25 protein-coding genes are annotated in these 24,675 nt (G+C 67.2%); 13 read left to right on the forward strand and 12 right to left on the reverse strand.

Going from position 1 to position 24,675, the window contains the following annotated elements; translation table 11 throughout:
* Positions 1–21: 21 nt before the first annotated feature.
* The 4 genes from NFL01S_RS21040 to NFL01S_RS21055 all read left to right on the forward strand — a co-directional run bounded on the left by NFL01S_RS21040 (position 22) and on the right by NFL01S_RS21055 (position 4,517).
* Positions 22–606, forward strand: a complete 585-nt coding sequence (locus tag NFL01S_RS21040) for a LytR C-terminal domain-containing protein (protein ID WP_062977847.1) — start codon at positions 22–24, stop codon at positions 604–606.
* A 125-nt stretch (positions 607–731) separates the two neighbouring features.
* Positions 732–1,424, forward strand: a complete 693-nt coding sequence (gene sodC, locus NFL01S_RS21045; RefSeq protein WP_062977849.1) for a superoxide dismutase[Cu-Zn] — start codon at positions 732–734, stop codon at positions 1,422–1,424.
* Between the two features lie 25 nt (positions 1,425–1,449).
* A complete protein-coding gene (locus NFL01S_RS21050) occupies positions 1,450–2,619 on the forward strand; it encodes a glutamate--cysteine ligase (RefSeq protein WP_062977851.1) in 1,170 nt (389 codons plus the stop codon).
* A gap of 365 nt (positions 2,620–2,984) precedes the next feature.
* The gene (locus tag NFL01S_RS21055) at positions 2,985–4,517 is read left to right on the forward strand and encodes a phosphatase PAP2 family protein (protein ID WP_084493118.1); all 1,533 of its coding nucleotides are present in this window, start codon (positions 2,985–2,987) and stop codon (positions 4,515–4,517) included.
* Between the two features lie 280 nt (positions 4,518–4,797).
* Here the strand turns inward: NFL01S_RS21055 and mnhG are convergent, their stop codons facing one another.
* The 9 genes from mnhG to NFL01S_RS35645 all read right to left on the reverse strand — a co-directional run bounded on the left by mnhG (position 4,798) and on the right by NFL01S_RS35645 (position 14,242).
* On the reverse strand, positions 4,798–5,136 hold the full coding sequence (gene mnhG, locus NFL01S_RS21060; protein WP_062977853.1) for a monovalent cation/H(+) antiporter subunit G: 339 nt from the start codon (positions 5,134–5,136) through the stop codon (positions 4,798–4,800).
* On the reverse strand, positions 5,133–5,393 hold the full coding sequence (locus NFL01S_RS21065; RefSeq protein ID WP_062977854.1) for a monovalent cation/H+ antiporter complex subunit F: 261 nt from the start codon (positions 5,391–5,393) through the stop codon (positions 5,133–5,135). The genes mnhG and NFL01S_RS21065 overlap by 4 nt, the downstream gene beginning before the upstream one ends.
* Positions 5,390–5,944: a Na+/H+ antiporter subunit E gene (locus NFL01S_RS21070; protein ID WP_062977856.1), complete on the reverse strand. Its 555-nt coding sequence runs from the start codon at positions 5,942–5,944 to the stop codon at positions 5,390–5,392. Before NFL01S_RS21070 ends, NFL01S_RS21065 begins: the two co-directional genes overlap by 4 nt.
* Positions 5,941–7,536, reverse strand: coding sequence for a Na+/H+ antiporter subunit D (locus NFL01S_RS21075; protein WP_062977858.1), 1,596 nt, complete (start codon positions 7,534–7,536; stop codon positions 5,941–5,943). The genes NFL01S_RS21070 and NFL01S_RS21075 overlap by 4 nt, the downstream gene beginning before the upstream one ends.
* A complete protein-coding gene (locus NFL01S_RS21080; RefSeq protein ID WP_062977860.1) occupies positions 7,533–7,913 on the reverse strand; it encodes a Na(+)/H(+) antiporter subunit C in 381 nt (126 codons plus the stop codon). Before NFL01S_RS21080 ends, NFL01S_RS21075 begins: the two co-directional genes overlap by 4 nt.
* Positions 7,910–10,699 carry a Na+/H+ antiporter subunit A gene (locus NFL01S_RS21085; RefSeq protein ID WP_062977862.1) on the reverse strand — a complete coding sequence of 930 codons (2,790 nt, stop codon included), beginning with the start codon at positions 10,697–10,699 and terminating at the stop codon, positions 7,910–7,912. Before NFL01S_RS21085 ends, NFL01S_RS21080 begins: the two co-directional genes overlap by 4 nt.
* A 578-nt stretch (positions 10,700–11,277) precedes the next feature.
* The gene (locus tag NFL01S_RS21090) at positions 11,278–13,491 is read right to left on the reverse strand and encodes an AAA family ATPase (protein ID WP_062978188.1); all 2,214 of its coding nucleotides are present in this window, start codon (positions 13,489–13,491) and stop codon (positions 11,278–11,280) included.
* 58 nt (positions 13,492–13,549) lie between these two features.
* Positions 13,550–14,008: a hypothetical protein gene (locus NFL01S_RS21095; protein ID WP_062977864.1), complete on the reverse strand. Its 459-nt coding sequence runs from the start codon at positions 14,006–14,008 to the stop codon at positions 13,550–13,552.
* Between the two features lie 72 nt (positions 14,009–14,080).
* Positions 14,081–14,242, reverse strand: coding sequence for a hypothetical protein (locus NFL01S_RS35645; protein WP_157116769.1), 162 nt, complete (start codon positions 14,240–14,242; stop codon positions 14,081–14,083).
* 199 nt (positions 14,243–14,441) lie between these two features.
* On the opposite strand from NFL01S_RS35645, the gene NFL01S_RS21100 reads away from it, so the two are divergent.
* Positions 14,442–14,894 (forward strand): SRPBCC family protein, encoded by a 453-nt coding sequence (locus NFL01S_RS21100; protein WP_157116796.1) that lies wholly within the window; start codon positions 14,442–14,444, stop codon positions 14,892–14,894.
* Here NFL01S_RS21100 and NFL01S_RS21105 read toward each other — a convergent pair.
* The gene (locus NFL01S_RS21105; RefSeq protein WP_062977866.1) at positions 14,869–15,915 is read right to left on the reverse strand and encodes a beta-ketoacyl-ACP synthase III; all 1,047 of its coding nucleotides are present in this window, start codon (positions 15,913–15,915) and stop codon (positions 14,869–14,871) included. The two genes, NFL01S_RS21100 and NFL01S_RS21105, sit on opposite strands and share 26 nt — an antisense overlap.
* 255 nt (positions 15,916–16,170) lie before the next feature.
* On the opposite strand from NFL01S_RS21105, the gene NFL01S_RS21110 reads away from it, so the two are divergent.
* From NFL01S_RS21110 to groL, 6 genes are all read left to right on the forward strand, one after another.
* A complete protein-coding gene (locus NFL01S_RS21110) occupies positions 16,171–16,431 on the forward strand; it encodes a GlsB/YeaQ/YmgE family stress response membrane protein (protein ID WP_062977869.1) in 261 nt (86 codons plus the stop codon).
* A gap of 141 nt (positions 16,432–16,572) precedes the next feature.
* Positions 16,573–17,298, forward strand: coding sequence for a phosphatidylserine decarboxylase (locus tag NFL01S_RS21115; RefSeq protein ID WP_062978190.1), 726 nt, complete (start codon positions 16,573–16,575; stop codon positions 17,296–17,298).
* Entirely contained in the window at positions 17,298–18,191 is an 894-nt protein-coding gene (locus NFL01S_RS21120; protein ID WP_062977871.1) for a CDP-alcohol phosphatidyltransferase family protein, read from the forward strand. Before NFL01S_RS21115 ends, NFL01S_RS21120 begins: the two co-directional genes overlap by 1 nt.
* 52 nt (positions 18,192–18,243) lie before the next feature.
* On the forward strand, positions 18,244–19,011 hold the full coding sequence (locus tag NFL01S_RS21125) for a Clp protease N-terminal domain-containing protein (RefSeq protein WP_062977873.1): 768 nt from the start codon (positions 18,244–18,246) through the stop codon (positions 19,009–19,011).
* Between the two features lie 152 nt (positions 19,012–19,163).
* On the forward strand, positions 19,164–19,457 hold the full coding sequence (locus tag NFL01S_RS21130) for a DUF222 domain-containing protein (protein WP_033246356.1): 294 nt from the start codon (positions 19,164–19,166) through the stop codon (positions 19,455–19,457).
* A 255-nt stretch (positions 19,458–19,712) separates the two neighbouring features.
* A complete protein-coding gene (gene groL, locus NFL01S_RS21135; protein ID WP_062978191.1) occupies positions 19,713–21,338 on the forward strand; it encodes a chaperonin GroEL in 1,626 nt (541 codons plus the stop codon).
* A 200-nt stretch (positions 21,339–21,538) separates the two neighbouring features.
* Here the strand turns inward: groL and NFL01S_RS21140 are convergent, their stop codons facing one another.
* Complete coding sequence (locus NFL01S_RS21140; protein WP_062977875.1) at positions 21,539–22,429, reverse strand: NAD(P)-dependent oxidoreductase; 891 nt, start codon at positions 22,427–22,429, stop codon at positions 21,539–21,541.
* Between the two features lie 142 nt (positions 22,430–22,571).
* On the opposite strand from NFL01S_RS21140, the gene NFL01S_RS21145 reads away from it, so the two are divergent.
* The gene (locus NFL01S_RS21145) at positions 22,572–22,928 is read left to right on the forward strand and encodes a winged helix-turn-helix transcriptional regulator (RefSeq protein ID WP_062977877.1); all 357 of its coding nucleotides are present in this window, start codon (positions 22,572–22,574) and stop codon (positions 22,926–22,928) included.
* A gap of 29 nt (positions 22,929–22,957) precedes the next feature.
* On the opposite strand, the gene NFL01S_RS21150 is transcribed toward NFL01S_RS21145, so the two are convergent.
* Entirely contained in the window at positions 22,958–23,956 is a 999-nt protein-coding gene (locus tag NFL01S_RS21150) for an SMP-30/gluconolactonase/LRE family protein (RefSeq protein WP_062977879.1), read from the reverse strand.
* A gap of 121 nt (positions 23,957–24,077) precedes the next feature.
* Between NFL01S_RS21150 and NFL01S_RS21155 the strand changes: the two genes are divergently transcribed.
* Complete coding sequence (locus NFL01S_RS21155) at positions 24,078–24,542, forward strand: MarR family winged helix-turn-helix transcriptional regulator (RefSeq protein ID WP_245670815.1); 465 nt, start codon at positions 24,078–24,080, stop codon at positions 24,540–24,542.
* Positions 24,543–24,675: the final 133 nt, after the last annotated feature.

The raw sequence follows: 24,675 nt of genomic DNA on the forward strand, positions 1-24,675 counted from the left end.
CCTCCCGCTAGGCTCGGGCGGGTGAGCAATTCGAACCCTGGCTCCGGTGGTCCGCCGCTGCGTGCGACCGCAATGGTTCTGATCGCCCTGGCGATCGTTTTCGCCGGTCTGGGCGCGATGTCGCTGTCGAGTGCGGATTCCGACACCAGTGACAACGCCGAGGGGGCCGGCACCACGTCGGCATCCGCCGCGCCGACCACCCCGCGTGCCACGACCACCGCGGCAGCGCCGACCACCGCCGCTGTCGGCGCACCCTCCGCGGGCGCCACCACCAGTGCCGACGCGACCACGACGCCGGGCGCCACCACCACATCCCCCGCCGGCGCGGTCGACCGCGCCACTCCGGTCCGCGTGCTCAACAACAGTCTGGTCGCCGGCCTGGCCGCCACCACGGCCGGCGAACTCGCGGCCCGCGGCTGGACCAACACCTCGACCGGTAACTACGCCGCCGACACCCTCGCGGCCACCACGGTCTACTACGGTCCCGCCCCGGCCGACGAGGCCGCCGCCGCCGCGGTCGCCGCCGACCTCGGTGCCACCACCGCCCCCATGCCGCCCGGTCTGGGCGAAAGCTCGGGCGTGGTCGTCGTGGTCACCGGCCGGTGAGCCGGACGGCCGGAGGTCGGGGGCGCCCCCGGCGGATACCGCGGGCGTGGCATCATCATCTGCGTCGAATGATCGTTGTCGAAACGCTCTACCCGTAAACTCGGTACTCGTAAAGGAGTTCCCTGATGGCACCGTCCACATCTCGTCGCCCGTCTTGGCGGAGCGTGACCCCGGTGCTGGCTGTCGCGGCTTTCGGCCTCGTTGCCTGCACGAACAGCCAGGAATCCAGCGACGTTGCGGGAACGACTCCGCCGGTCTTCACCTCCTCGCCCGCCCCCGCCGGTGAAAGCGCGCACGGTGAGCACGCTGAAGAGCAGGACACCCCGGCCGGTTCCGGTACGGAGGTCGAACTGAAGTCGCCGAGCGGCGCGACGATCGGTACCGCGAACTTCACCGACGAGGGCAACCATCTGCGCGTCACGGTCGACGCCACCGGCCTGACGCCGGGCTTCCACGGAGTGCATCTCCATCAGGAAGGCAAATGTGAGGCCAATTCCGCGCCGCCCGCCGGTGGCGCGCCCGGTGACTTCCTGTCCGCAGGCGGGCATCTGCAGGTCGGCGGGGCCACCGGACATCCGGCCAGCGGTGATCTGACCTCGCTGCAAGTGCGCGAGGACGGCCACGGCTATCTGGTGACCACCACCGATTCGGTCACCATGTCCGATATCAAGGGCAAGGCCATCATCATCCATGCCGGCTCGGACAACTTCGCCAATATCCCGGACCGGTACAGCCGTCAGGGTGGCACCGGTCCGGACGAGCAGACGATGAGCACCGGTGACGCGGGTGGCCGCGTCGGCTGCGGCGTCATCGGGTAGCTGTCGACCCGCGACGGAGGCGTGTATGGGTGGGGCACGGATCGACCCGGTACCTTTCCGTGGCTCACCCCGCCCGACCATCGGGATCGAATGGGAGATAGCACTCGTCGACAAGGCGAGCCGCGACCTGTCCAATACCGCGGCCGCCGTCTTCGACGCCGTCGGTGAACTCCGCGCCCACGACGGCACCCCGCAGGTGACCAAGGAACTGCTGCGCAACACCGTGGAATTGGTCACCGGGGTGCACGAAACCGTCGGGGCGGCAGTGCAGGACCTGTCCGTCACCATGGACACCGTGCGCCGGGCCGCCGATGAACTCGGCGTGGACCTGTTCTGCGCCGGAACCCACCCGTTCGCGCAATGGTCGACCCAGCAGCTCACGCGCTCGGTGCACTACGACGAGTTGATCGAACGCACCCAATGGTGGGGCCGGCAGATGCTGATCTGGGGCGTGCACGTGCACGTCGGAGTATCGCACCGGGAGAAGGTTTTCCCGATCCTGAACTCGCTGCTGCTGTCCTACCCGCATCTGCTGGCGCTGTCGGCATCCTCGCCGATGTGGTCCGGCTCCGATACCGGTTACGCAAGCAACCGGGCGCTGATGTTCCAGCAGTTGCCGACGGCGGGCCTGCCGTTCCAGTTCGAGAACTGGACCCAGTTCGAGCATTACGTGCACGACGAGATGAAAACCGGTGTATTCGAACAACTCGGCGGTATGCACTGGGATATCCGGCCCGCGCCGAAATGGGGAACCATCGAGGTGCGGATCTGCGACGGGATCTCCAACCGTGGTGAACTCGCGGCGCTGGCGGCGCTGATCCACTGCCTGATCGTGCATCTCGACGAACGGGTGGAACGCGGCGAAGACCTGCCGACCCTGCCGCCCTGGCACGTGCAGGAGAACAAATGGCGGGCAGCCCGATACGGCTTGGACGCTATTGTGATCGTCGGCTCGGACAACACCGAACGCCTGGTCACCGACGATCTCGACGATCTGCTGAACCGGCTGGAACCGACCGCGCGGCGGCTGCATTGCGCCGATGAACTCCGGGCTGTGGCGAATATCCCTCGCCGGGGCGCGAACTATCAACGCCAGCGTCAAACCGCCGCCGCGGCACAGGGAGATCTGGTCGCCGTAGTAGATGCTCTTGTACAGGAGCTGAACGGTTCGGGCCCCTTCTCGGATCTGCACTGATCCCGACGCCGGTCGGTATGTGTTCGCCTGTGCCCGAACTGCCCGCTGTAGCTCCCCGCGGGTGGACCGTCCACGATGGGCGAGGCCGTATTTGCCTGAACTGCTCGGTGTAGTCCACCCCAATGGTTCGGGGTCCGTCTCGTTCTGGAGCGGCGGAGTGTGGAACGAGACCCGTGGGGCCCCGAACCCCGCGCCGCCGGAGGCGGCGCCATGGATACAGCGGCGGAGTGAAGAACGAGACCCGTAGGGTCCCGAACGTCGCGATGCCGGAGGTGGCGCCATATACACAGCTGCTGTTCAATAGCCTGTAGGTGCTCCGTTCATGTGCCGTTTACGATGAGCGGGTGCTGGTCGAAAACCCGAATATGGGAGCTGGAGCCGCGGCGCGAAGACCTGCGTCGCACCGGGGGGTTCGGGTATTCGCGCGCCGCCGGGTTCGGGTGCTCGCCGTGCTGGCGGTGCCCGCTTTGTTGGTGGCGTTGCAGGGAATTGCGCACTGGCGGGGTTACGAGGGTCCGCTGGAGAGTTTGTTCCGCGACTACGCCGGGATCCCCAAGTCGATGACCGTGCCCTGGGCGGGACTGGTTCTCGCGCTGGTGGGGGTGGCAAACAGGTACCGGGTGATCGCGCTCGCGGCGGCCGTGGGGATCGATCTCGTCTACGCGGGGGTGCGACTGGCGCTGGGTGGACCGTTCACTGTCGGCAACGGCCCGGTGCTGGTTCTCACCGGGCTGGCGGTGCTGGCCTGGTGGCGCTGGTCGGGCCGGCGGCGGCGCACCGCATTGCGCGCGGCGGCGCTGGGCGCGCTGCTGATCCTGGCGACCAAGGTCGGCGATGTCTGGTTGCATATCACCGTCGATTTGCGGCCCCGCGTGCTGGACCAGTACGTGATGCTCGCCGACCATGCGCTCGGTGATCCGGCCTGGGTGATGGGCCGGGTACTGCAGGTGCTGGGCCCGATTCCCGAAGCCGTCCTGCACTGGGTGTACATCGAACTGCCCGCGGCGGCGATCGTGGTGGCGGTATGGCAACTGCGCGCGGTGGCCGCCGGCGGCCGGTGGCCCGGTCACTATCTGGTGCGCACCTTCCTGGTACTGGGGCTGGTGGGTCCGCTGGTGTACATCCTGTTCCCGGTGGTCGGTCCCATGTTCGTCTACGGCGTGGACGGTAACGGTTTCCAGCTGGGCAACTTCTGGCCCGGTGTCGTGCCGCCGCTGGACCGCAGTCCCGAGGCCTTGCTGTTCTCCGATCAGGCCCCACGCAACTGCATGCCCTCGATGCACACCGCCTGGGCGCTTGCCCTGTTCCTGCACACGCGCAGGCGGGCCGACGGCACCCTGGCCCCCACCTGGCTGCGCTGGGGCGGCACATTCTGGTTGCTGTGCACGCTGGCCGCGACCCTGGGCTTCGGCTACCACTACGGCGTCGACCTGGTCGCCGGAGCGGTGCTCTGCTTGACCGTGGAGTCGGCGCTGCGCGAACCCGAACGCGGCTGGGGCTGGTTCCGGGTGCGCCTGGTAGGCGCCGGGGCGCTGGTCCTGCTGACACTGCTGTCCGGGTACCGATATCTCGCGGTGCAGATGGCCGACCATCCGGTGGTGGCAGGTTCGATTGTGTTGGCCCTGCTGGCGGCGGTGGCTGCCGGCTTCCACGCGACCTGGTTCGCGCGCCGCCGTGCGAGTGTGCCCTTGGCCGCCGGTTCCGACGCGGCGAGGACGGATGAGTTCCTGGCTGCCCCGGCCGATATCGGAGCCGGCCTCCCGGCAGCGGTATACCTGCGGAAGAAAGGCTCCGCCTCCCGGGGAGAGACAGCCGACGTGTTGCCGTACTCGGCCGCAGTGTCTGCTGCCGAGGATTCGACGGCCGGGCTGCGGGGCGAACCCGTCGAATCACGCTGACGCCGGCCGGGGGAGGTGTACGCGGCCGGGCAGAGGTGGTCTCGCTACTGCCGAGCCGTTGGCCAGGCCGAACGTTTACCCAGGCACGACGGAGCCATACCGGACGGCAATGCCGGATCTCACCGCGGCGATTCGCTCGGACGGTTCGGGCCGGGTCCGCGCCGAACAGCACAGCAGCCTTCCCAGATTTCCGTTGGGCCCGGGGACGTTGACTCTCGACGCAACTACGGCGGCGCCGAGTTCACCGAACCCTCCCGCGCCGGGGACCGAAAATTCAGTGTTACTCGTCCAGTTTGTCGCTCAGCTCGTCGACCACGAGAAGGTCGGCGCGGTACTTCCGCTCCCGGTAGGCGGTACGGCCGATGAGGTGGGCGATCACCGGCGCGGTGAGCAGGGTGAACAGGCCCACGAGTATCAACATCCAGACGTTCGGGTCCTCGTAGACCCGCAGACAGGTTCCGGCGAGAACCAGGTTGAGGCCGATCACCTGCGGTTTGGTGGCGGCGTGCATACGCAGCAGGGTGTCGGGGAAGCGGACGATCCCGATTGCCGCGGTGAGTGCCATCAGCGCACCGATGATGATCAGGGTGCCCGACAGCCAGTTCAGTACCGTGCTCATCGGTCGTCCCGGACCCGGTAGCGGGTGACGGCCGCGGACCCCAGGAACCCGACCAGGGAGAGCGCGACGATGGCGGGCACCACGGAGGTATCGCGGCTGTAGGCGGCCCATACCGCCAGACCGCAGATCGCCATCGCGATGATCGAGTCGATGCCGACCACACGGTCGAGGGTGCCGGGACCGGCGAGGATCCGGTATCCGGTGATCAATGCGGCCGCCGAGAGCAGGATGCCGGCCACAACGGCTACGACGATCACGGCTTCACCTCCTGTGTGGGCAGCGGGGTTGCGCGGTTCTCCAGGCCCGCGATCAGCAGTGCTTCGATCTGCCGGATGGTGCGGTAGAAGCTGGTGATGGCCTTATCACTGCCGACGTCGATGACGTGGACGAAGGCCACGCACCGTTCCCGGTCGATTTCGAGCACCATGGTGCCGGGAATCAGATTCAGCAGGTTGGTGCAGATCACCATGACGAAATCCGAGCGGAACGCGAACGCCACCTCCAGGACACCCGATACGGGTGGCGATCCGGGACGCAGCGCGAACCAGGCGAGCTGGAGACTCGATTCGATCGCGGAGTACATGCTCACGCCCAGCAGTTTCAGCAGCGGCCAGATGCGCAGCCGGCCGCGCACCGGGATCCGGGGCAGCGGCAGCGCCACCATGATCACCGTGCCGACCGCCAGACCCGCCAGCACATTGGCCGGGCTGATCTGGCCCCACAGCGCGACCCACACGACTGTCAGCCAGGCGAGTACGCCGAGGCGATGGACGTTGTCGCGGCTGAGTGCAAGCCGCAGCCGGGTCATTTCGTGCCTCCGCCGAGAACGGCGTCGATATAGATGCCGCGGTCCTGGAGTTCGGCGGCGGAGCGGTCGGCGATACCGAGCACCGGGCCGGCCCAGACCGTGAGTGCGACCCCCACCGCGACCAGTGCGGCGGTCGGCAGCACCATCATGGCGGGCAAGCGGCCGGGGTCGGTGCGTTCGTCGTAGAGCATGTCGGTGTTGTCCTCGACCAGCGAGGGCAGTGTCGCGGACACCAGATGTCCCTCCGGCGCCTGTTCCCGCGGCCGCCAGAACGCTTTGCTCCACACCCGGGCCATCACATACAGCGTGAGCAGGCTGGTCACGATCGATCCGGCGACGAGGATCCAGGCCAGCACACTGCCGTCCTGGGCGCCCGCCTGCAGGAGTGCGACCTTCCCGATGAATCCGGAGAAGGGCGGTATCCCACCGAGGTTGAGCGCGGGGATCAGGAACAATGCGGCCAGTATCGGGCTGGCCGCCGCCATTCCGCCGACCCGGCGCAGGGAGGTCGACCCCGCTTGTCGTTCGATCAGGCCGGCCACCAGGAAGAGCGCGGTCTGCACCAGAATGTGGTGCGCGATGTAGTACACGGCACCGGCCAGGCCGATCTTGCTCGCGATCCCCATCCCGAACATCATGTAGCCGATATGGCTGACCAGCGTGAACGAGAGCAACCGGCGGATATCGTTCTGGGCGATCGCGCCGAATATCCCGATCAGCATGGTGAGCAGGCCCGCGATCAGCAGGAGATTGTCGAATCCGCCGTCGGGGAACAGCAGGGTCTGGGTGCGCAGGATGGCGTAGACACCGACCTTCGTGAGCAGGCCGGCAAAGACCGCGGTGACCGGTGCGGGCGCGGTGGGATAGGAGTCGGGCAGCCAGTTGGACAGCGGGAACACCGCCGCCTTGATGCCGAACGCGACGAGTAGAACGGCGTAGACCGCCTGGCGGACACCGTCGGGAACGGTATCCATCCGCATCGCGAGTTGCGCGAAATTCAAGGTTCCGGTGGCTCCGTAGACGACGCCGACACCGATCAGGAAGATCAGCGACGACACCATCGACACCATCACATACGACACCCCTGCCCGGATGCGTTCGGCCGTGGCGCCCAGGGTCAGCAAGACGAACGAGGCCACCAGCAGGATTTCGAAGCCGACGAACAGGTTGAACAGGTCACCGGAGAGGAACGCCATCGAGACACCGGCGTTGAGCACCAGATAGGTGGGCCAGAAGATGGACGTGGGTTGGCGCACCCTGCTGTCGCCGATGTTCTGTCCGGCGCCGTAGGCGGCGACGGCGAGCAGCACGATCTGCGAGACCAGCAGCATCGCGGCCGACAGCCGGTCCACGACGATGGTGATACCGATCGGGGCCTCCCAGCCGCCGACCTGGACCGCAACCATGCCGTCGCGGTCGGCCAGATACAGCATGAAGGCACAGACGACTACGGCGGCGGTGAGTGCGACCATGACCACGGCCCGCTGGAAGCGGGGCCTGCGGCCGACTATCAAGGTCGCGGCCGCGGTGAGCAGCGGAATGAGCACCGGCAGCGGTGCCAGGACGGGAAGCAATGTCTGCGGCAGGGTCATTCTTCGGGTTCCTCCCGCTCGCGCTCGGTGATCCCGACATCCTCCGGGTCGTTCTCGACTTTTTCGCTGGTGGTCAGGATGTAGGAGCGATACGCAAGGGCCAGCACGAACGCCGCGACACCCATGGTGATGACGATGGCGGTCAGGATCAGCGCCTGCGCGAGCGGATCGGCCATGGTGTCGCGCACGGTATCGGTCGCGCCCTGGACCGGCGGCGCGCCGTCCGGCCCGCCCATGGTGAGGATGAGCAGATTGACGGCATTGCTGACCAGCAGGATGCCGAGCAGCATCTTCGTCACTGTACGTTCGAGCAGCAGGTAGACGCCGCAGGCGACCAGGACTCCGACGACGGTCAGCAGGGTGAGGTTCGCGCTCATGATTGCACCAGCTCGTCGTCGAGTCGCGCGCCGAGGCTGCGCAGTACGTCCAGGACCAGCCCGAGCACTATCAGATAGACCCCGAGGTCGAAGAACAGCGAGGTCACCAACTTGACGTGGCCGAGCACGGGCAGGGTGGCCTCCAGGATCACCGAGTGCAGCGGAGGCGCGCCGAACAGCAACGGGACAGTGGCCGTTCCGGCGGCCAGGATCAGGCCGGCACCCAGCAGATGACCGGCGTCGACGGGTAACGCCTCGCCCAGTTCGTACTGTCCGCCGGCCAGATAGCGCAGGACCAGCGCCAGGCCGGCGATGAGTCCGCCGGCGAAACCGCCGCCGGGAGCGTTGTGGCCGGAGAAGAAGAAGTAGACCGACAGCACCATCATCGTCGGGAACACCAGGCGAGTGGTGATCTGCAGGACCATCGACCGGTCCCGGCGGTCCACCAGCCGGCCGGCCGGCAACCAGCCCACTTTCCCCGGACTGTAGTTCGGTGCATCGGCCGCCCGCGGCGGCAGGCCGAACCGGCGGCTGCGGAAAACCAGCGACGCCACGCCGGTGGCGGCCACCAGCAGCACCGATATCTCACCGAGGGTGTCCCAGGCGCGTATATCGACCAGCAGTACGTTGACCGCGTTCTTGCCGCCGCCGAATTCGTAGGCGGCCGCGGGGATCCGTTCCCAGATCGGCTCGGTGCTACGCGCGGCCGTGGCGAAGGCCGCCAGCACGGGCACCGTGATACCGGCGGCGACGGCGATCGCGGCCCGGCCGATCTGGAAACCGGCCTGCTGTTCCGGTCCGATCTCGGCCGGGAAGGCGCGCAGGACCAGGACGAAGGCCACCAGTGTCAGGGTTTCGACCAGGAACTGGGTCAGCGCCAGATCGGGCGCGCCGTGCAGAGCGAAGATCACGCCGCAGCCGTAGCCGGTGAGCCCGACCACCAGCACGCTTGCCAGGCGGTTACGCAGTACGGTGGCGCTCAGCGCCATGGCGATCATGATCGCGCCGATCACCAGTTGCAGCGGGCGGTCCCAGAGTCGTAGCTCGACTCCGGTGCGGGTCCCCAGGGCCAGAACGGTTGCCGGGAGGATCACCAGGGTGCCCAGGATGATGGCCTGGTTCAGCGGAAGGGAACCGCGTTGTACCGAACCGGTCATCCGCAGTGACGCGCGGTCCATGGCGCGCAGGGCGGCGTCGTAACCGCGGTCGGCGTTGCCGAGCAGGGTCGTCGACTCACCGAACCAGGCCCGCCGGAAGAAGAACAGCGCCCCCACGGCGATGATCACCACGGTGAGCAACAGTGGCCAGGTCAGACCGTGCCATAGTTGCAGATGCCCGGTCAGCTCTCCGGGCAGCGTCTGCGCGTACGGCGCGAGCAGACCGTCCACCCAGGGAGCGGCGAGTCCGGCGCCCAGCGAGCCGAGCGCCAGCAGCGCGGGGGCGGCGATGAACGCCGGTCCGGGAGCGTGCCAGTCCGGAACGCGGATCCCGGGTTTATCGGCGAAGGCGCCCCAGACGAAACGTGCACTGTAGGCGACGGTGAGCATCGATCCGAGCACCACACCGGCGAGAAGCAGCCATTTTCCGGCACTGCTCAGAGGCGGGTCCGCGGCGATTTCGGCGGCCAATGCCGATTCCTTGGCCACGAAACCCCAGAGGGGCGGAATTCCGGCCATACTGAGCGCCGCCAAAGCCGCGGTGCCCAGGAGGACGGGCGCACGGCGCCCCAGACCGGACAGTTCGCGGAGATCGCGGGTCCCTGCCCCGTGGTCGATGATGCCGACCACCAGGAACAGGCAGGCCTTGAACAGGGCATGGGCGAGGAGAAGTCCGACACCGGCCAGCGCCGCATCAGGGGTGCCGAGGCCGACCATGATCACCAGGAAGCCGAGCTGGCTGACGGTGCCGAAGGCGAGGACCAATTTCAGGTCGGTGACCTGCATGGCGCGTAGGCCGGCCAGCAACATCGAGGCAAGGCCGAGGGTGAGGATCAACGGCCGCCAGACCGGTTCGTCGGCGAATGCGGGCGCGAGGCGGGCGATCAGGTAGACACCGGCCTTCACCATGGCTGCGGCGTGCAGATACGCGCTGACAGGGGTCGGTGCGGCCATCGCACCGGGCAGCCAGAAATGCAGTGGGACGATGGCCGATTTGCTGAGCGCGCCGATCAATACCAGCACCAGACCGACCTGTACGGCGATCCCACCCGGTGATTCCCGGGCGAGCAGGTCGGAGAGCAGGTAACTGTCGTAGGCCTGCCCGAGTACGACGATGCCGCCGAGCATGGCCAGCCCGCCCGCGCCGGTGACCAGCAGCGCCTGGAGCGCGGACCGGCGCCCGGCTGCACTGTCGGAGTTGTGCCCGACCAGCAGGAAGGAGAGCACCGTGGTGATCTCCCAGAAGACGAAGAGCAGCAGCATGTTGTCGCTGGTGACCAGCCCGAACATGGCGCCGGCGAAGGCGACCAGCCAGGCGGCGAAGGATCCGAGTTTCGGCTCGTCGTCGTCGAAGTAGCGGGCGCAGTAGGCGAGCACGAGCGCGCCGATACCCAGTACCAGGGCGCTCATCACGGTGGCGAGCGAGTCGAACCGCAGCTCCAGCGAGAGCTCGATGGTGGGTGCCCAGGCGTAGCTGACCTGTTGGACGTCGTTCCATCCGGCGATCACCCATCCCAGGGAGACCAGCGGTACCAGTGCCAGCGGGTAGAACGCGTTACGCCCTACTGCTCGCACGGCTGCGGGCGCGACAAGCGCGGCCAGGGCGTGTGCAAGCAGGATGGCGAGCAAGCGTTACCTCCGTCGGAATCAGGGGCGGCGGGGTATTGCGCGCTCATCATATGCGAGCACGAACTGGCACAATCGTACACGTATGCGGACCTCGGTCCGTATTCGGCTACCCTTCGGCAACGATTTGTGCAGGTCAGACATAACGGGCAGGGTGGCCGCGGCAGCCGGACCGTAGCGGCGTCGACACCGGTCGCCGTCGGCCTCCCTGATCCCTCATCCGCTCAGCGGACCGATGCCCCACGCGTACAGCGCCGAGTGTCGCTGGTCGGGCCAGATCACCGAGGCTTCCCAGCCCAGCCCAGCCCAGCCCAGTACGGCACGGCACGGATCCGGCCCGGCCATGTGCAGTCGAGCCCGGCTTGGTCGGCGTCGCCCAGTACGGCCCCGATCGGTTCCGTCGAGTTCAGTCCGGCCCGAGTGCGTGTCCGCGCCGGTTCGATGCCGAGGACTGTCGAGTGCCGGACCAGGGGCGGGTGTCGGCGCACCTATTCCGTGCCCGTCCGTCGGGGCACGTAATGGTCATGGACGGTAAGCAGCGGGGGTACGCGGCGCCGGAGCCGTCGCGCCGCGAGCAGTGCTCACCGTTCGGAGTAGCGGCGTAGCGCCTCGACCTGAGCGGGGTCGAGGGAAGGCCGGACCGCCTGACGGGCGGCGGCGATATCCTCGGCGGTGACATCGGCGGCCAGTACGTCGCGGCGCATCGCGGCGAGCGCGGCCTCGCGCAGGAGTGCGGCGCAGTCGGCGGCGGAGAAACCGTCCAGGTCGGCGGCCAGCCGGGCCAGATCCACGGATTCGGTCAGTGGAACCGACCGCCCCGCCGTCCGCAGGATCGCCTCGCGGGCCTGCGCGTCGGGGGGCGGAACGAAAACCAGCCGTTCGAGGCGACCCGGCCGCAGCAGTGCGGGATCGATGAGTTCCGGACGGTTCGTGGCGCCCAGGACCACCACGTCGCGGAGCGGTTCCACCCCGTCCAGTTCGGTCAGCAGGGCCGCGACCACGCGATCACCGACCCCGGAATCGGAACTCTGCCCGCGCCGCGGGGCCAGCGCGTCCACTTCGTCCAGAAAGATCAACGACGGTGCCGAATCACGGGCGCGCTGGAACAGTTCCCGCACTGCACGCTCCGATGAGCCGACCCATTTGTCCATCAGCTCGGCCCCCTTGACGGTGTGCACACTCAGCTGCCCACTCCCGGCCAGCGCGCGCACCAGGAAAGTTTTCCCGCATCCCGGCGGCCCGTACAGCAGAACTCCGCGCGGGGGGTCGATCCCCAGCCGGGCGAACGAATCGGGGTGCCGTAGCGGCCACAGCACCGCCTCGGTGAGTGCCTGTTTGGTCTCGGCCATATCGCCGACATCGTCGAGGCCGAGACTGCCGATCGCCAGTTCCTCGGTTCCCGATCGGGACAGCGGCCGGATCACCTTCAGTGCGCCCATGAGATCCTCGTGCTCCAGCCGGGGATCGGTGCTGTCGTCCCGGCTGGCCCGGGCCGCCGCCCGCAACGCCGCCTCCCGGCACAGCGCCGCGAGGTCGGCGACCACGAAACCGGGCGAGGAAGCGGTGACCTCCTCGAGCCGGAGTTCGCCGGTGGGCACCTTCGCCAGCAGCTGCTCGAGCAGGGCTTTACGAACGGCTGCGGTGGGCAGGGCCAGCGCGAGTTCGCGATCACACAGATCCGGTGCGCGCAGCCGGGAATCGACCGCCGCGGGATGCGCGGTGGTCGCCAGCAACGCCACGCACGGTTCGGCCACCGCCGCACGTAGCTGATCCAAGATCAGAGTCGCCACCGGTTCGGCCGGTTCCGGTAGCAGGGCGTCGATATCGGTGATGAGCAGTACGCCGCCCTTACCCGAGGTCGCGGCGACAGCCGCCGCCACCTCCCGTAGCCGGGCGCCGCTCTCGGCGGCCCCCACCGAGGGGCCGTCCAACTCCACCACCCGGCGCGGTGCGGCCACCGCCCGCGCCAGCGTGGCCTTGCCGACCCCGGCCGGTCCGGTGATCAGAACGCCCAGGTGGGGTGCGGCGCCCAGGGCTTTGAGCAACTCGGGTTCGTCGAGCGCCAGACTCAGCCATTCCTCGAGTTTGGCGGCCTGCTGACGGGCACCGGCGAGTTCTTCCACGCGGACTCCGGCCGGTGTACCGGTCACCGTGACGGCTCCCGGCAGATCGGTCTCGCAGACGGTGTCGAGATGGCTCGGTACCAGTGGTTGGTCCGGCCCGCCCCGCCCGTTCACCCGCACCACCGCCGGCTGATTCCCCGCGCCCGCGCCCGCGGTCCATTCGACCGCCGAATTCGGCTGCACGCTCACCGGGCCGGATGGCTCGGTGGCGACCACCGTGAGCAGTTCGGAAGTCCAGGCGATGCCGAATGCCTTGGACAACGCCTGACTGGCCGCCGACGACGGAATGTCCGGGCCGAGATCGCGGGGCAGTAGCGAGACCGTATCGCCGACAGTCACGACCTTGCCGAGCAGAGCCTGCCGCAGAGTGGTGGCCGGTATCGACTGTGTGGCGTGGCGGGACCCGCTCACCGAAATATGCCGGGCGCCCTGCACCGCCGCGGGCGATACCACCACGGTGGCATTCTCCCGTAACCCGGCGTTGGAAAGGGTCACATCGTCGAGCAGTGCGGTACCGGCCGGGGTATCGGCCGGGGCGCGCCCGGCAACGGCGGCGGTCCGGCGGGCACCGACCAGCGTGATCCCATCCCATTCGCGTAGCCCCAGCGCAGTCAGCACTTCCGGGTGCAGGCGGATCACCCCCCGCCGGGCATCCGCGGCGGACGAATTCATTCGGACGGTCAGAGCCAGTTCAGCCACAGTGTCTATTCTGCGCGCGGGGAAAGGTGCCTCACCCGTTGAGGACGATCCCGGCGACTACAGCGACCTTCTGATCGGCCAGTTTGCTGGAATTGCAGACCAGTTTCGCGGTGCCGAGGGCTGCATTGGGGTTGCCGGCGAAGGTGGAGTCGGGGTTCTCGGCGAGGATCGTTTGCACCAGTTGCTGCTGCTCCGGTTCGTCGAGTCGGGCGAACTGGGCGCACGTGGTGTCGGACGCTCGTCCGGATGCGAGGTTTTCCTCCTCGGCGGCGGAGGTCTGCGCGGGCGCCTCGGAGGCTTCGGCGCTCTCTTCCGGTGCGGGGGTTTCGTCCGGGGCGCCGGTCTCGGATTCGGTCTGCGGAGATGTCTGGCCGGTAGCGGTATTCTTCCGGAGCCCGGAGGCTTCGGCGGGTTCTTCCGACGAGCAACCGGTCAGCATCAGTGCCGCGGTGGCGGTAGCGGCCAGGACAACAGTTGAAATTCGCTTCATAACGCATTCCCCGAGATCAGCCACGCCGGAGCCTCCGGCGCGACCAGCAGCGTACTGGAACCGCCGGGGAAATCAGACGCGGTGTCTGCGCACCATATCGAGTTCGGTGGGGGTGAGTAGACGTTCCAGCCGCTCGTCGACGCGGTCGTCGCCGAGGGCGTCGTCCGGTTCGAGCGCGGGCAACTTGGGTAGCCCCTCAGAGTTCTGGCGGCGTAATAGCGAGCGAAGGTTCACGGCCCATCACCTTACCGTAGCTGAGTGTTTGCTGGCGTCGTGTCGTCCTTGCGTTGGCGTTGACTGAACCGGCGGGTCTTACACCTCGATTCTGCTTCCGGATCCACGCTATCGATATGCCGGCCGGGAAAATGTGACCGAGACGAAGCCGATCGCTACTCTTTCTGAGACTTGGAGTGTCAGCTATCTGGAGGCAATGGTGCCGAAGAACTTGGAAGCCAGTATCGAAATCGCCGCGGCGCCCGACCGGGTCTGGGCGGTGCTCGCCGATCCGCGCCGGATGCCGGAGTTCAGCCCGCAATGCGTGCGCATGATCCCGATCGGCAAACCGAAAGCCGGCGTGATCACCGTCAACCTCAACCGCGACGGCTGGAAGTTCTGGCCGACCACGTCCCGCATCCTGCGCTACGAGAAGAACAGCGCACTGGCGTTCCGGGTCAGCCAGAACCGCACTATCTGGACCTACACGCTCGAACCGACCGCGGACGGCACCCGGGTGATCGAACGCCGCGACGTTCCCAACGGCACCACGTGGATTTCGCGCACCCTGGTGAACGCGATGCTCGGTGGCGAGGAGCCCTTCGAGGAAAGCCTGGTCCGTGGGATGAACGAATCGCTGGCCCGGATCAAGAAAGCGGTAGAGGCGAGCTGAACTCCGGCAGCTTCACGACCTGCGCGGCGTAGGAGAGTCCGGCGCCGAAGGCGATCAGCAGTGCGGTATCGCCCGGTTTCGACTCGCCGGTTCGCAACAGAGTCTCCATGGCGAGCGGAATCGAGGCTGCCGAAGTGTTGCCGGCCTCCTCGATATCGTTGGCCAGCGCGCAGTTCTCCGGGAGTTTCAGCACCCGCGCCATGATCTCGATGATCCTGCCGTTGGCTTGATGCGGGATCATGGCGTCCAGGTCGTCCATGGCCAGCCCGGCCCGGTCGACCGCGTCCCGGCATACCTTCTCCAGCGAATGCGCCGCCCACCGGAACACTGCCGTGCCCTCCATTGCGAGGTAGGGCCGCACGGCGTCGAGGCCCTTCTCCTCGATTTCGGTGAAGAACTCGATCCAGTCCTTGTCCTGCCGGATCGCCTGGTGCTGCGTGCCGTCGGACCCCCAGACGGTCGGGCCGATACCCGGCTCGTCGGCCGGGCCGACCACCACCGCACCCGCGCCGTCGGCGAACAGGAATGCGGTGCCCCGGTCGGCCGGATTGATCGTGTCGGTCAGTTTCTCCACGCCGATGACCAGCACCCGCGACGACGTACCGGCGCGCACGAGGTCCGAGGCCATTGCCAGGCCGTGGCAGAAACCGGCGCAGCCGGCGGAGATATCGAAGGCCGCGGCGCCGCCCGCACCCAGTTCCGTGGCGATCCGGGGCGCCGCGGCGGGGGTGAGCAACAGATGGGTCGACGTCGCGACGATCACGCAGTCGACCTGGTCGGCGGCGACCTTGGCGGATTCGAGGGCGCCGCGCGCGGCCGCCACACTCATCGAGTGGATGGTTTCGGAATCGTCGGCGAATCGGCGGGTGCGGATGCCCGAGCGGGTGCGGATCCACTCATCGCTGGAATCGATCGGCCCGGCCACTTCGTCGTTGGTCACGACGCGCGCCGGGCGATAGACGCCCAGTCCCAGGATCGCGGTGAACTGCGCCCCGGTCGTCTGGGCGATCTGAGTAGCCATGGTGCTTCTCCTATGTACCTGCGGCGGCATCGCCGCGAGGGTTGACCCGATTCGATGTGGATTCCTCGCCCGGCGTCGGCTGACGTCTGCCGGGCAATCCGAAGACATGAGGCACCCTCATATTAGCTCGGTGTTCGCGCGATGGCAGCTCATATCCGATTTTCTTCCAGGGGTTATCCGGACCGAGCCCGGGTATCGCCCGCATAGGCGTTCGCCACCGTGAGCGCACAACCGGACAGATAGCGAGGAACACTCATGCTCGGTCTCGGCATCATCGGCTGGATCATCATCGGCGGTATCGCCGGCTGGATAGCCAGTAAGATCATGAAAACCGATGCACAACAGGGGATCCTGCTCAATATCGTGGTCGGTGTAGTCGGTGGTCTGCTCGGCGGCTTCCTGCTCGCGGCCTTCGGGGTCGACGTCGCGGGTGGCGGCTGGTGGTTCAGCTTCTTCACCTGCCTGGCCGGCGCGGTCATCCTGTTGTTCCTGGTGAAGTTGGTCGTCAGAAGGTAAGCCTGCGGCGACACCCGGCACGAATACCCCTGCTCGGCGTAAGGTGTGAACGCTTGCGCCGACAGGATCGGCCGGGACGCCACGGGTGTCCGACCGTACCGTCGGTCCGAGTGGATCGAATCGAGTATGAAAGAGGAATCTGTGGCACGCCGTCCCACTCCGCCCGGCACCCCGGAACGTACCGGGCCGGGCCATCTGGCCGATCTGGTGCGTAAAGCGGTCCCGCCGATGCATCCGGCCGGATTGCCGTTCGTGGCCGCACCGCTGGTCGTGGCGCTGGCGGGACGGCGTCGCCCCTGGCTACGGCGGGCCGGACTGGCCGCCGCCGCCGCGAGTGCCACATTCTTCCGGCATCCGCATCGGGTTCCGCCGAACCGGCCGGGTGTCGTGGTGGCGGCGGCCGACGGTGAGGTGGCACTCGTCGATACCGCCATCCCGCCCGCCGAACTCGGTCTCGGGGATCGGCCGCTGCCGCGGGTGAGCATCTTCCTGTCCGTTCTGGACGTGCATGTGCAGCGGACACCGGTTTCCGGCGTGGTCCGCCAGGTGCAATATCAGCGCGGCAGCTTCAAATCCGCCGACCTTCCCGAGGCCAGCGCGGTCAACGAGCGCAACAGTATGGTGATCGACACCCCGACCGGGGAACAGGTGGTGGTCGTTCAGATCGCCGGGTTGCTGGCCCGGCGGATCGTCTGCGATGCGGCCCCGGGGGACCGGATCACGATCGGCGACACCTACGGCTTGATCCGATTCGGTTCCCGCGTCGATACGTATTTCCCGGCCGGTACCGAACTGCTCGTCGATATCGGGCAGCGGACGATCGGAGGGGAGACGGTGCTGGCGGTTCTGCCGTCAGCGGGGTCGTGATGGAGCAGGTCATCGAAGGCAGGCGGCGCCGGTCCATCAGGTTGCTGCCCAGTATCGTCACGATCCTGGCGCTGTGCTCGGGGCTTTCCGCGGTGAAGTTCGGCCTCGAAGGTGAACTGAAAATCGCGCTGGCCATGATCGGTGCCGCCGCGGTGCTCGACACCCTGGACGGCCGGCTGGCCCGGTTGCTGTCGGCCACCACCAAGATCGGTGCGGAGCTGGATTCACTCTCCGACGCCATCTCTTTCGGGGTGGCGCCGGCGCTGGTGATCTATGTCGTGCTGTTCGACGGTGAGAGCAGTAGCGCGGGCTGGATCATTGCCCTGCTGTACGCGGTGAGCATCGTGTTGCGGCTGGCCCGGTTCAATACGCTGATGGACGACGACACCCGGCCCGATTGGGCGCGGGAGTACTTCGTCGGCGTGCCCGCACCCGCGGGTGCGCTCATCGCGATGGCGCCGATCGCGTTGTTCGTCCAGTTCGGCGACGGATGGTGGACCAGTTTTCCGATCGTGGCGGCGTGGACGGTATTCACCGCGGCGCTGTGTGTGAGCACGATCCCGACACTGGCCATGAAATCGGTTTCGGTGGCGCCGCAGGCCGCCGCGGGGCTGCTGGTGCTGGTCGCGGTGGCCGGTGCGGCATTGATCACCTATCCGATCGTGCTGCTGCTGGTGCTCATCGTGCTGTATATCGGGCATATCCCGTTCGCCTGGTACTCGCAGCGGTGGGTTGCGGCCCGGCCCGAGACCTGGCAGTACAAACCGTCCGAACGGCGGGCTCAGCGCCGGGCCGATCGCAGGTTGCCGGTGCTGCGCCGGCCGGAGATCCGGCGGCCGGTGCTGCGTGGCGATTCCCGCCTGCGCTTGCGGCGACCGGGCGGCCGGAACTGAGGTCGTCAACTACTGGTTGACGATGAATTTTGCGTCAACTTATAGTTGACGCATGAACTCCCCCGTGCGATTGGACGACCTCATCGAGGTCATCAAAAAAGCTCGTCCCGACAGTGCCCTGGAACAGTTGTCCGATGCGGTGGTCGCCGCCGGACATCTCGGCGATGTGGCCGACCATCTGATCGGCCATTTCGTCGATCAGGCCCGCCGCTCGGGTGCCTCCTGGACCGATATCGGCGCGAGTATGGGCGTCAGTAAACAGGCCGCGCAGAAACGTTTCGTTCCCAAGGCGCCGGGAGATCCGTCCGTCGAAATGGACCCCAACGCGGGTTTCGCCAAATTCACCGAACGGGCCCGGACGATGGTCGTCGCCGCCCAGGAAGCGGCCGGCGGCGCCGGTAGTGCCGAGATCCACCTTCCTCATCTCATCCTCGGCCTGCTGAGTGAGGCCGACAGTCTGGCGGTCCGGCTCATCGCCGACCAGGACGTTTCGCCGGCCGACCTCGCGGCCGCCGCCATCGCGGTATCGGGTGCGGAGCCGGGCGCCCCGATCTCGCCCGAAGAATTGAAGGCGGCCACCTCCAGCGGCAAGATGGGCGGACTCGTGCCCTTCGACGCCGAAACCAAGAAGGCGCTGGAACTGACGTTCCGCGAAGCGCTACGCCTGGGACACAACTACATCGGCACCGAACACGTCCTGCTCGCGATTCTGGAGCAGGAGAACGGGACGGGCGTCTTGTCCGAGGCGGGCCTGCGCAAAGATGCGCTCGAGGCGCGGTTGATCGAAATCCTGCAGCAGATCGTTGCCGGCAAGCAGTAGTCCGCCGTGCCGGGATTCGCCCGATAACCGCTCTGAGCGGCAGAAATCGGTCCGTGGTGTGGGTCGCTTTCGCGGTCGGGGACGCCGGGGCGCATCGCCGCCGTTCGCGTCGGCGCTCCCGGCGGGGGCGGTAGTCCCGGTAACCTATAGCAATGGCGGATGAAACGGACCCCGATCTGGTCGCCGGGGAACACCGGGACGATCTGCTGCGCGCACTCACCTATGTCTCCACCGAATCCCTGTCCGACGGCAGTTACGTGGTCAACGGTGATCTGCCACCCGAGGTCGCGCCGCCGTTCATCCGCGCGATCATGCGGGTAGAAGCGGAACTTCTCCTGCACGACGCCGAATTCGTCACCATCGACGAGGGGGAACCGCGGAGTCCGGAAGAGCGGCGCGCGGACGCCTTCCTGGCTCTCGCTCTCCGGGTGACGGACAGCCTGTGAGGTATTTCCGGTAGGTCGGGCGGCGGGGTTCTCGCGGTCTTCGTGAGCACCTACCTTGCACTCGCCATCGGCGAGTGCTAAAAATGGCTTTGGCACTCTCGAACGGAGAGTGCTAGGTCGGGACGGTGAGATCGGGTACACGACACCCCTGGTCGTCCGTCGCGGGCACCGAGCCTGGCCACAGCGTAGCTAAGGGTGACCCGACAAGGCGGTCATCCTGTGTGTCAGCCTCATCATTTGGAGGATCTCACCGCAATGGCCAAGACAATTGCGTACGACGAAGAGGCCCGTCGCGGCCTCGAGCGGGGCCTGAACAGCCTCGCCGACGCGGTCAAGGTGACGCTGGGGCCGAAGGGCCGCAACGTCGTGCTCGAGAAGAAGTGGGGCGCCCCCACGATCACCAACGATGGTGTGTCCATCGCCAAGGAGATCGAGCTCGAGGACCCGTACGAGAAGATCGGCGCCGAGCTGGTCAAGGAAGTCGCCAAGAAGACCGACGACGTCGCGGGCGACGGCACCACCACCGCCACCGTGCTCGCTCAGGCGCTGGTGCGCGAAGGTCTGCGTAACGTCGCGGCCGGCGCGAACCCGCTGGGCCTGAAGCGCGGGATCGAGAAGGCCGTCGAGGCCGTCACCGCCAAGCTGCTCGACTCCGCCAAGGAGGTCGAGACCAAGGAGCAGATCGCCGCCACCGCCGGTATCTCCGCGGGCGATCCGTCCATCGGTGAACTGATCGCCGAGGCCATGGACAAGGTCGGCAAAGAAGGCGTCATCACCGTCGAAGAGGCGCAGACCTTCGGTCTGTCGCTGGAGCTCACCGAGGGTATGCGCTTCGACAAGGGCTACATCTCGGGCTACTTCGTCACCGACCCCGAGCGTCAGGAAGCGGTCCTCGAGGACCCCTACATCCTGCTGGTCGGCTCGAAGGTCTCCACCGTCAAGGACCTGCTGCCGCTGCTGGAGAAGGTCATCCAGGCCGGTAAGCCGCTGCTGATCATCGCCGAGGACGTCGAGGGCGAAGCCCTGTCGACCCTGGTCGTGAACAAGATCCGCGGCACCTTCAAGTCTGTCGCCGTCAAGGCCCCGGGCTTCGGTGACCGCCGCAAGGCCCAGCTCGCCGATATCGCCATCCTCACCGGGGGCGAGGTCATCAGCGAAGAGGTCGGCCTCAACCTGGAGACCGCCGGCATCGAGCTGCTCGGCCAGGCCCGCAAGGTCGTCGTCACCAAGGACGAGACCACCATCGTGGAGGGCTCCGGCGATGCCGACGCCATCCAGGGCCGCGTCGCGCAGATCCGCACCGAGATCGAGAACTCGGATTCGGACTACGACCGCGAGAAGCTGCAGGAGCGCCTGGCCAAGCTGGCCGGCGGTGTTGCGGTCATCAAGGCCGGTGCCGCGACCGAGGTCGAGCTCAAGGAGCGCAAGCACCGCATCGAAGATGCCGTGCGCAACGCCAAGGCTGCCGTCGAAGAGGGCATCGTCGCCGGTGGCGGCGTGGCCCTGCTGCAGTCGGCTCCGGCTCTCGACGACCTGAAGCTCGAAGGCGACGAGGCGACCGGTGCGAACATCGTCCGCGTGGCGCTGTCGGCTCCGCTGAAGCAGATCGCCTTCAACGCCGGCCTCGAGCCCGGCGTGGTGGCGGAGAAGGTTTCCAACCTTCCGGCCGGCCAGGGCCTCAACGCCCAGACCGGTGACTACGAAGACCTGCTCGGCGCCGGTGTCGCCGACCCGGTCAAGGTCACTCGCTCGGCCCTGCAGAACGCGGCCTCCATCGCGGCCCTGTTCCTGACCACCGAGGCCGTTGTCGCCGATAAGCCGGAGAAGGCCTCGGCCGCCCCGGCCGACCCGACCGGCGGTATGGGCGGCATGGACTTCTGAGTCCAGCCTCCCGGCAAGCAGTTTCGAACCGAGGGCCGGTCCACCGTCAGGTGGGCCGGCCCTCGGTCGTGATGCGTCCATCGAGAGCGTCGTGTTCGAACCGGCGGTTGTAATGGGGGCGTGGACCGTTCGCTGCCGGCTTCCTACACCACCGCCGACTGGCTCGGTCGGCCGACCGGATCGGCGGGACGGGGTGGGGGTTACCTTGCCGGCCGGACCGGTGGGTGCAGGCTCTCGAACATTCGCTCAGAACTTTCGTGGCCGTAGCCGGCGGCGACCTGTCGGTCGACGAGGTTCTTCACCGGGCCGACGATGTCGAGGTCCACTCCGGCGTCGCGGCTGGCGGAAACGATGGCGTCGACGGCGGCCTTGGTGAAATCCAGGGTTTGGAAAGGCACGGAGTAGTCACCGCTGTCGATCCGTTCGCCCGTGGCGGGCAGGGTCGAGAGGACTGCACCCAGCCATCCTTCGGCGCGCCGGCCGAATTCGGCTGCGGACATACCGGCGGAGCGCACCATTGCGGCGCCGTGGTAGAAGCCGGAGAACATCACGTACATCCCGGACAGCAGTGCGAAATCGACGAGTGAGGCTTTGCTCGGTTCGGCGCCGAAATACTCTGCGGAGCCGAGTAGTTCGAGAGTCTGCCGGTGCCGGTCGAAAACTTCTTCTGAGCCGCTGTACAGCAAGGCGGAACCAGGCTGACCGATCATGGGCGGGGTGGCCATGATGCCACCGTCCAGGAACGGGATACCGTGCTGGGCAGCCCAATCGGCGAGTTCGTGGGCGCCCGCAGGTTCGGTGCTGGTGAGATTCACCAGGTCGCGGCCGGTAAGTATGCCGGTCACCGGGTCGAGGGTTTCGTGGACCGATGCGTGGTCGAACAGGCAGGCGATGATCAGGTCTGCGCCGGCGACCGCTGTTTCGGCCGACTCGGCACCGAGTGCGCCGGCCGCTATCAGTTCGGCGTCCTTGCCGGGGGTTCGGTTCCAGACGGTGGTGGGGTGGCCGGCCTTCACGAAAGCGGCCGCGAGGGCGCTGCCCATCGCGCCGAGCCCCAGCACGGTGACTCGGGTCGGTACGGGTTGTCCCATTGGGAGTGACTCCTTTTCGCGCTGGTGCGGCACGTCGTCCGTGCCTGCACCGAGCGTCCCCCGGTACTGTTGTGACGGCAAGTACCTACTTTTTTGTTGGGTACTTACCAAATAGTTTGTATGCAGGTAGTGAGGTTGAGCGATGAGCGATAAGCGATGTGGTCCGTACTTCTGCGGTATCGACGCCGCGATGGATGTAGTCGGGGGCAAATGGAAATCGCTGATTCTGTGGGAGTTGCACGAGAAAGGTGTCCGACGGTTCGGTGAACTCAAACGCGGACTGCCCGGGATCTCCGAGAAGATGCTGATCCAGCAATTGCGGGAGCTGGCCGAGGACGGGATTGTGCACCGCGAGGTGTACCGGGAGGTGCCGCCGCGGGTCGAGTACTCGTTGACCGCCGACGGGACGGCGCTCAACGCGGCATTGGAACCGCTCGGCCGCTGGGGTGCCGACCGTATCGCCCGGATCGACGCCGAGCGGGTGCACGTCCCCACATGATCGACGGCCCGGCGGGTCGCCTCCGGGGGTCAGAATCCGGATACCGCCGATACCCGGAACGGGCTGGTGGGGACGCCCGGCCCCAGCGGGCCGCCGTTGTCGAACTGTGAGGCGACAACCAGGGTCGTCTCCGGTCCGTGGACCAGGGTGGTCGGGGTGGCGAGGGTGTCGTCGTGGTGGCGGCCGGTGCGAGTTGCGGTGGTGCCGTCGGGCGACAGCACCCAGCGGCTGAGGGTGTTTTCCGTGTTGTGGGCGACCCGGAGGGTACCGGCATCGAGGTCGAGTCCGTCACCGAGAGCGAGATCGCCACCCTCGAGGGCTACTTTGCTGATTGTGGTGGTGGTGAGGTCGATTCGATAGAGGTCGCCACCGGTGGAGTCGACTGTGAGCAGATAGGACCCGGTGGGATCGGCGACTATGCCGTTCAGGGTGTACGAGCCTGGATCGTGGGGTTTCAGGGATGGGTTCAGGTCGAAGGTTTCGGTGAGTTCGCCGTGGCCGCCGGTGCTCATGGCCTCTGTGAGGGCGTCGGCGGTGATCCGGTAGACGATCGCACGCCGGCTGTCGGTGAGATAGGCCGTGCCTTCGGGAGTGAGGGCGATGTCGTTGAGGAACCGGTCTGCCGGGCCGGTGGCGTCGAAGCGGGCCAGCAGGGTGCGTGAGGCGAGGTCGTAGACGGTGACGCCGGTGGTGGAGTCGATCACCCAGAGCCTGCCGTGGGGGTCTACGCGTAATCCGTTGGCCGTTCGGCGGCCGTCGGCGCCCGCGGGCAGGAAGACCTCGGCGCTCGGGGCGCCAGGGGTGGCGCGGTAGACGGTGCCGTCGGCGAAGGAGCCGACGTAGATATCGCCGGTCCGTTCGTCCAGGGCGATGCCTTCCGGGTAGACCCGGTCACCCGGAAGTGTGAACGCCGTCTCGACCCGGGGTAGCGATGCGGCCGGGGCGCTCTCGCCGCAACCGGCGAGCGTGAAGCTTGCGGCAGCCGCCAGGAGTGCGGTTGACCAGCGGACTTTCTGTGGATCGAGCATTGTTTTGCCGACCCTTCGGAAGCAGTCGATAGCGTGCGAGCCAAAGTGTGTGCACGAATGGTGATTAGAGTTCTAATAGTCGTCAAGACTCTAATTGTGGACGGCTGGATACCATGCCTGCATGACCTCCATGCCCGCCGGCGAGCGCATCGGTTCGTACGTGAAACGCGCGGAACAAGCACGCACCGCGGCCAAACTCGCCGTGCTGAAGCCGGCAGGGGTCACCGAGGCGCAATACGCGGCGCTGCTGTTCCTCACCGAGAACCCGGGGATTTCCGCCGCGGCACTGGCCCGGCTGTGCGGGGTGACACCGCCCACCATGAACACCGTGCTCACCAACCTCGTCGATCGCGGGCTGATCGAACGCACCCCGCACCCCTGGCACCGGAACGTGCTGGAAACCCGGCTCACCGAGAAAGGCGAATCGGTGATGCACGATGCCGATGCACGCGCGATCGCCGTGGAACGGTCCGTCGGCGACGGGTTCACCGATTCCGAACGAGAAACGTTGTTCCGGCTGCTCAGCCGCTGCGCGGACCTGTTCGACACTGCCCGCGCAGAAATACCCGCCCGCTTTCAAACCTGAACTGGGCGTTCGGACCTCGGCGGCAGGGCTACCACTGACGACATCGGGGTCCACCGGCCGCCCGGCATACAGATCGAGTGCACTGGACGTCTGCCCGGTTCTGTACCGGGGGTGGGCGGCGACCGGCAGCGCA

Source organism: Nocardia flavorosea NBRC 108225 (assembly GCF_001613385.1).
Classification (GTDB): Bacteria; Actinomycetota; Actinomycetes; order Mycobacteriales; family Mycobacteriaceae; genus Nocardia; species Nocardia flavorosea.

What these genes read in the sequence shown, in the direction of transcription:
- NFL01S_RS21055 (WP_084493118.1), top strand. Translation starts at nt 2,985, where the DNA reads ATGGGAGCTGGAGCCGCGGCGCGAAGACCTGCGTCGCACCGGGGGGTT.
- NFL01S_RS21155 (WP_245670815.1), top strand. Translation starts at nt 24,078, where the DNA reads ATGACCTCCATGCCCGCCGGCGAGCGCATCGGTTCGTACGTGAAACGC.
- NFL01S_RS21090 (WP_062978188.1), bottom strand. Translation starts at nt 13,491, where the DNA reads ATGAATTCGTCCGCCGCGGATGCCCGGCGGGGGGTGATCCGCCTGCAC.
- NFL01S_RS21130 (WP_033246356.1), top strand. Translation starts at nt 19,164, where the DNA reads ATGGCGGATGAAACGGACCCCGATCTGGTCGCCGGGGAACACCGGGAC.
- groL (WP_062978191.1), top strand. Translation starts at nt 19,713, where the DNA reads ATGGCCAAGACAATTGCGTACGACGAAGAGGCCCGTCGCGGCCTCGAG.
- NFL01S_RS21105 (WP_062977866.1), bottom strand. Translation starts at nt 15,915, where the DNA reads ATGGCTACTCAGATCGCCCAGACGACCGGGGCGCAGTTCACCGCGATC.
- mnhG (WP_062977853.1), bottom strand. Translation starts at nt 5,136, where the DNA reads ATGAGCACGGTACTGAACTGGCTGTCGGGCACCCTGATCATCATCGGT.
- NFL01S_RS21120 (WP_062977871.1), top strand. Translation starts at nt 17,298, where the DNA reads ATGGAGCAGGTCATCGAAGGCAGGCGGCGCCGGTCCATCAGGTTGCTG.
- NFL01S_RS21140 (WP_062977875.1), bottom strand. Translation starts at nt 22,429, where the DNA reads ATGGGACAACCCGTACCGACCCGAGTCACCGTGCTGGGGCTCGGCGCG.
- NFL01S_RS21050 (WP_062977851.1), top strand. Translation starts at nt 1,450, where the DNA reads ATGGGTGGGGCACGGATCGACCCGGTACCTTTCCGTGGCTCACCCCGC.
- NFL01S_RS21080 (WP_062977860.1), bottom strand. Translation starts at nt 7,913, where the DNA reads ATGAGCGCGAACCTCACCCTGCTGACCGTCGTCGGAGTCCTGGTCGCC.
- NFL01S_RS21125 (WP_062977873.1), top strand. Translation starts at nt 18,244, where the DNA reads ATGAACTCCCCCGTGCGATTGGACGACCTCATCGAGGTCATCAAAAAA.
- NFL01S_RS21070 (WP_062977856.1), bottom strand. Translation starts at nt 5,944, where the DNA reads ATGACCCGGCTGCGGCTTGCACTCAGCCGCGACAACGTCCATCGCCTC.
- NFL01S_RS21150 (WP_062977879.1), bottom strand. Translation starts at nt 23,956, where the DNA reads ATGCTCGATCCACAGAAAGTCCGCTGGTCAACCGCACTCCTGGCGGCT.
- NFL01S_RS21145 (WP_062977877.1), top strand. Translation starts at nt 22,572, where the DNA reads ATGAGCGATAAGCGATGTGGTCCGTACTTCTGCGGTATCGACGCCGCG.
- NFL01S_RS21095 (WP_062977864.1), bottom strand. Translation starts at nt 14,008, where the DNA reads ATGAAGCGAATTTCAACTGTTGTCCTGGCCGCTACCGCCACCGCGGCA.
- sodC (WP_062977849.1), top strand. Translation starts at nt 732, where the DNA reads ATGGCACCGTCCACATCTCGTCGCCCGTCTTGGCGGAGCGTGACCCCG.
- NFL01S_RS21110 (WP_062977869.1), top strand. Translation starts at nt 16,171, where the DNA reads ATGCTCGGTCTCGGCATCATCGGCTGGATCATCATCGGCGGTATCGCC.
- NFL01S_RS21075 (WP_062977858.1), bottom strand. Translation starts at nt 7,536, where the DNA reads ATGACCCTGCCGCAGACATTGCTTCCCGTCCTGGCACCGCTGCCGGTG.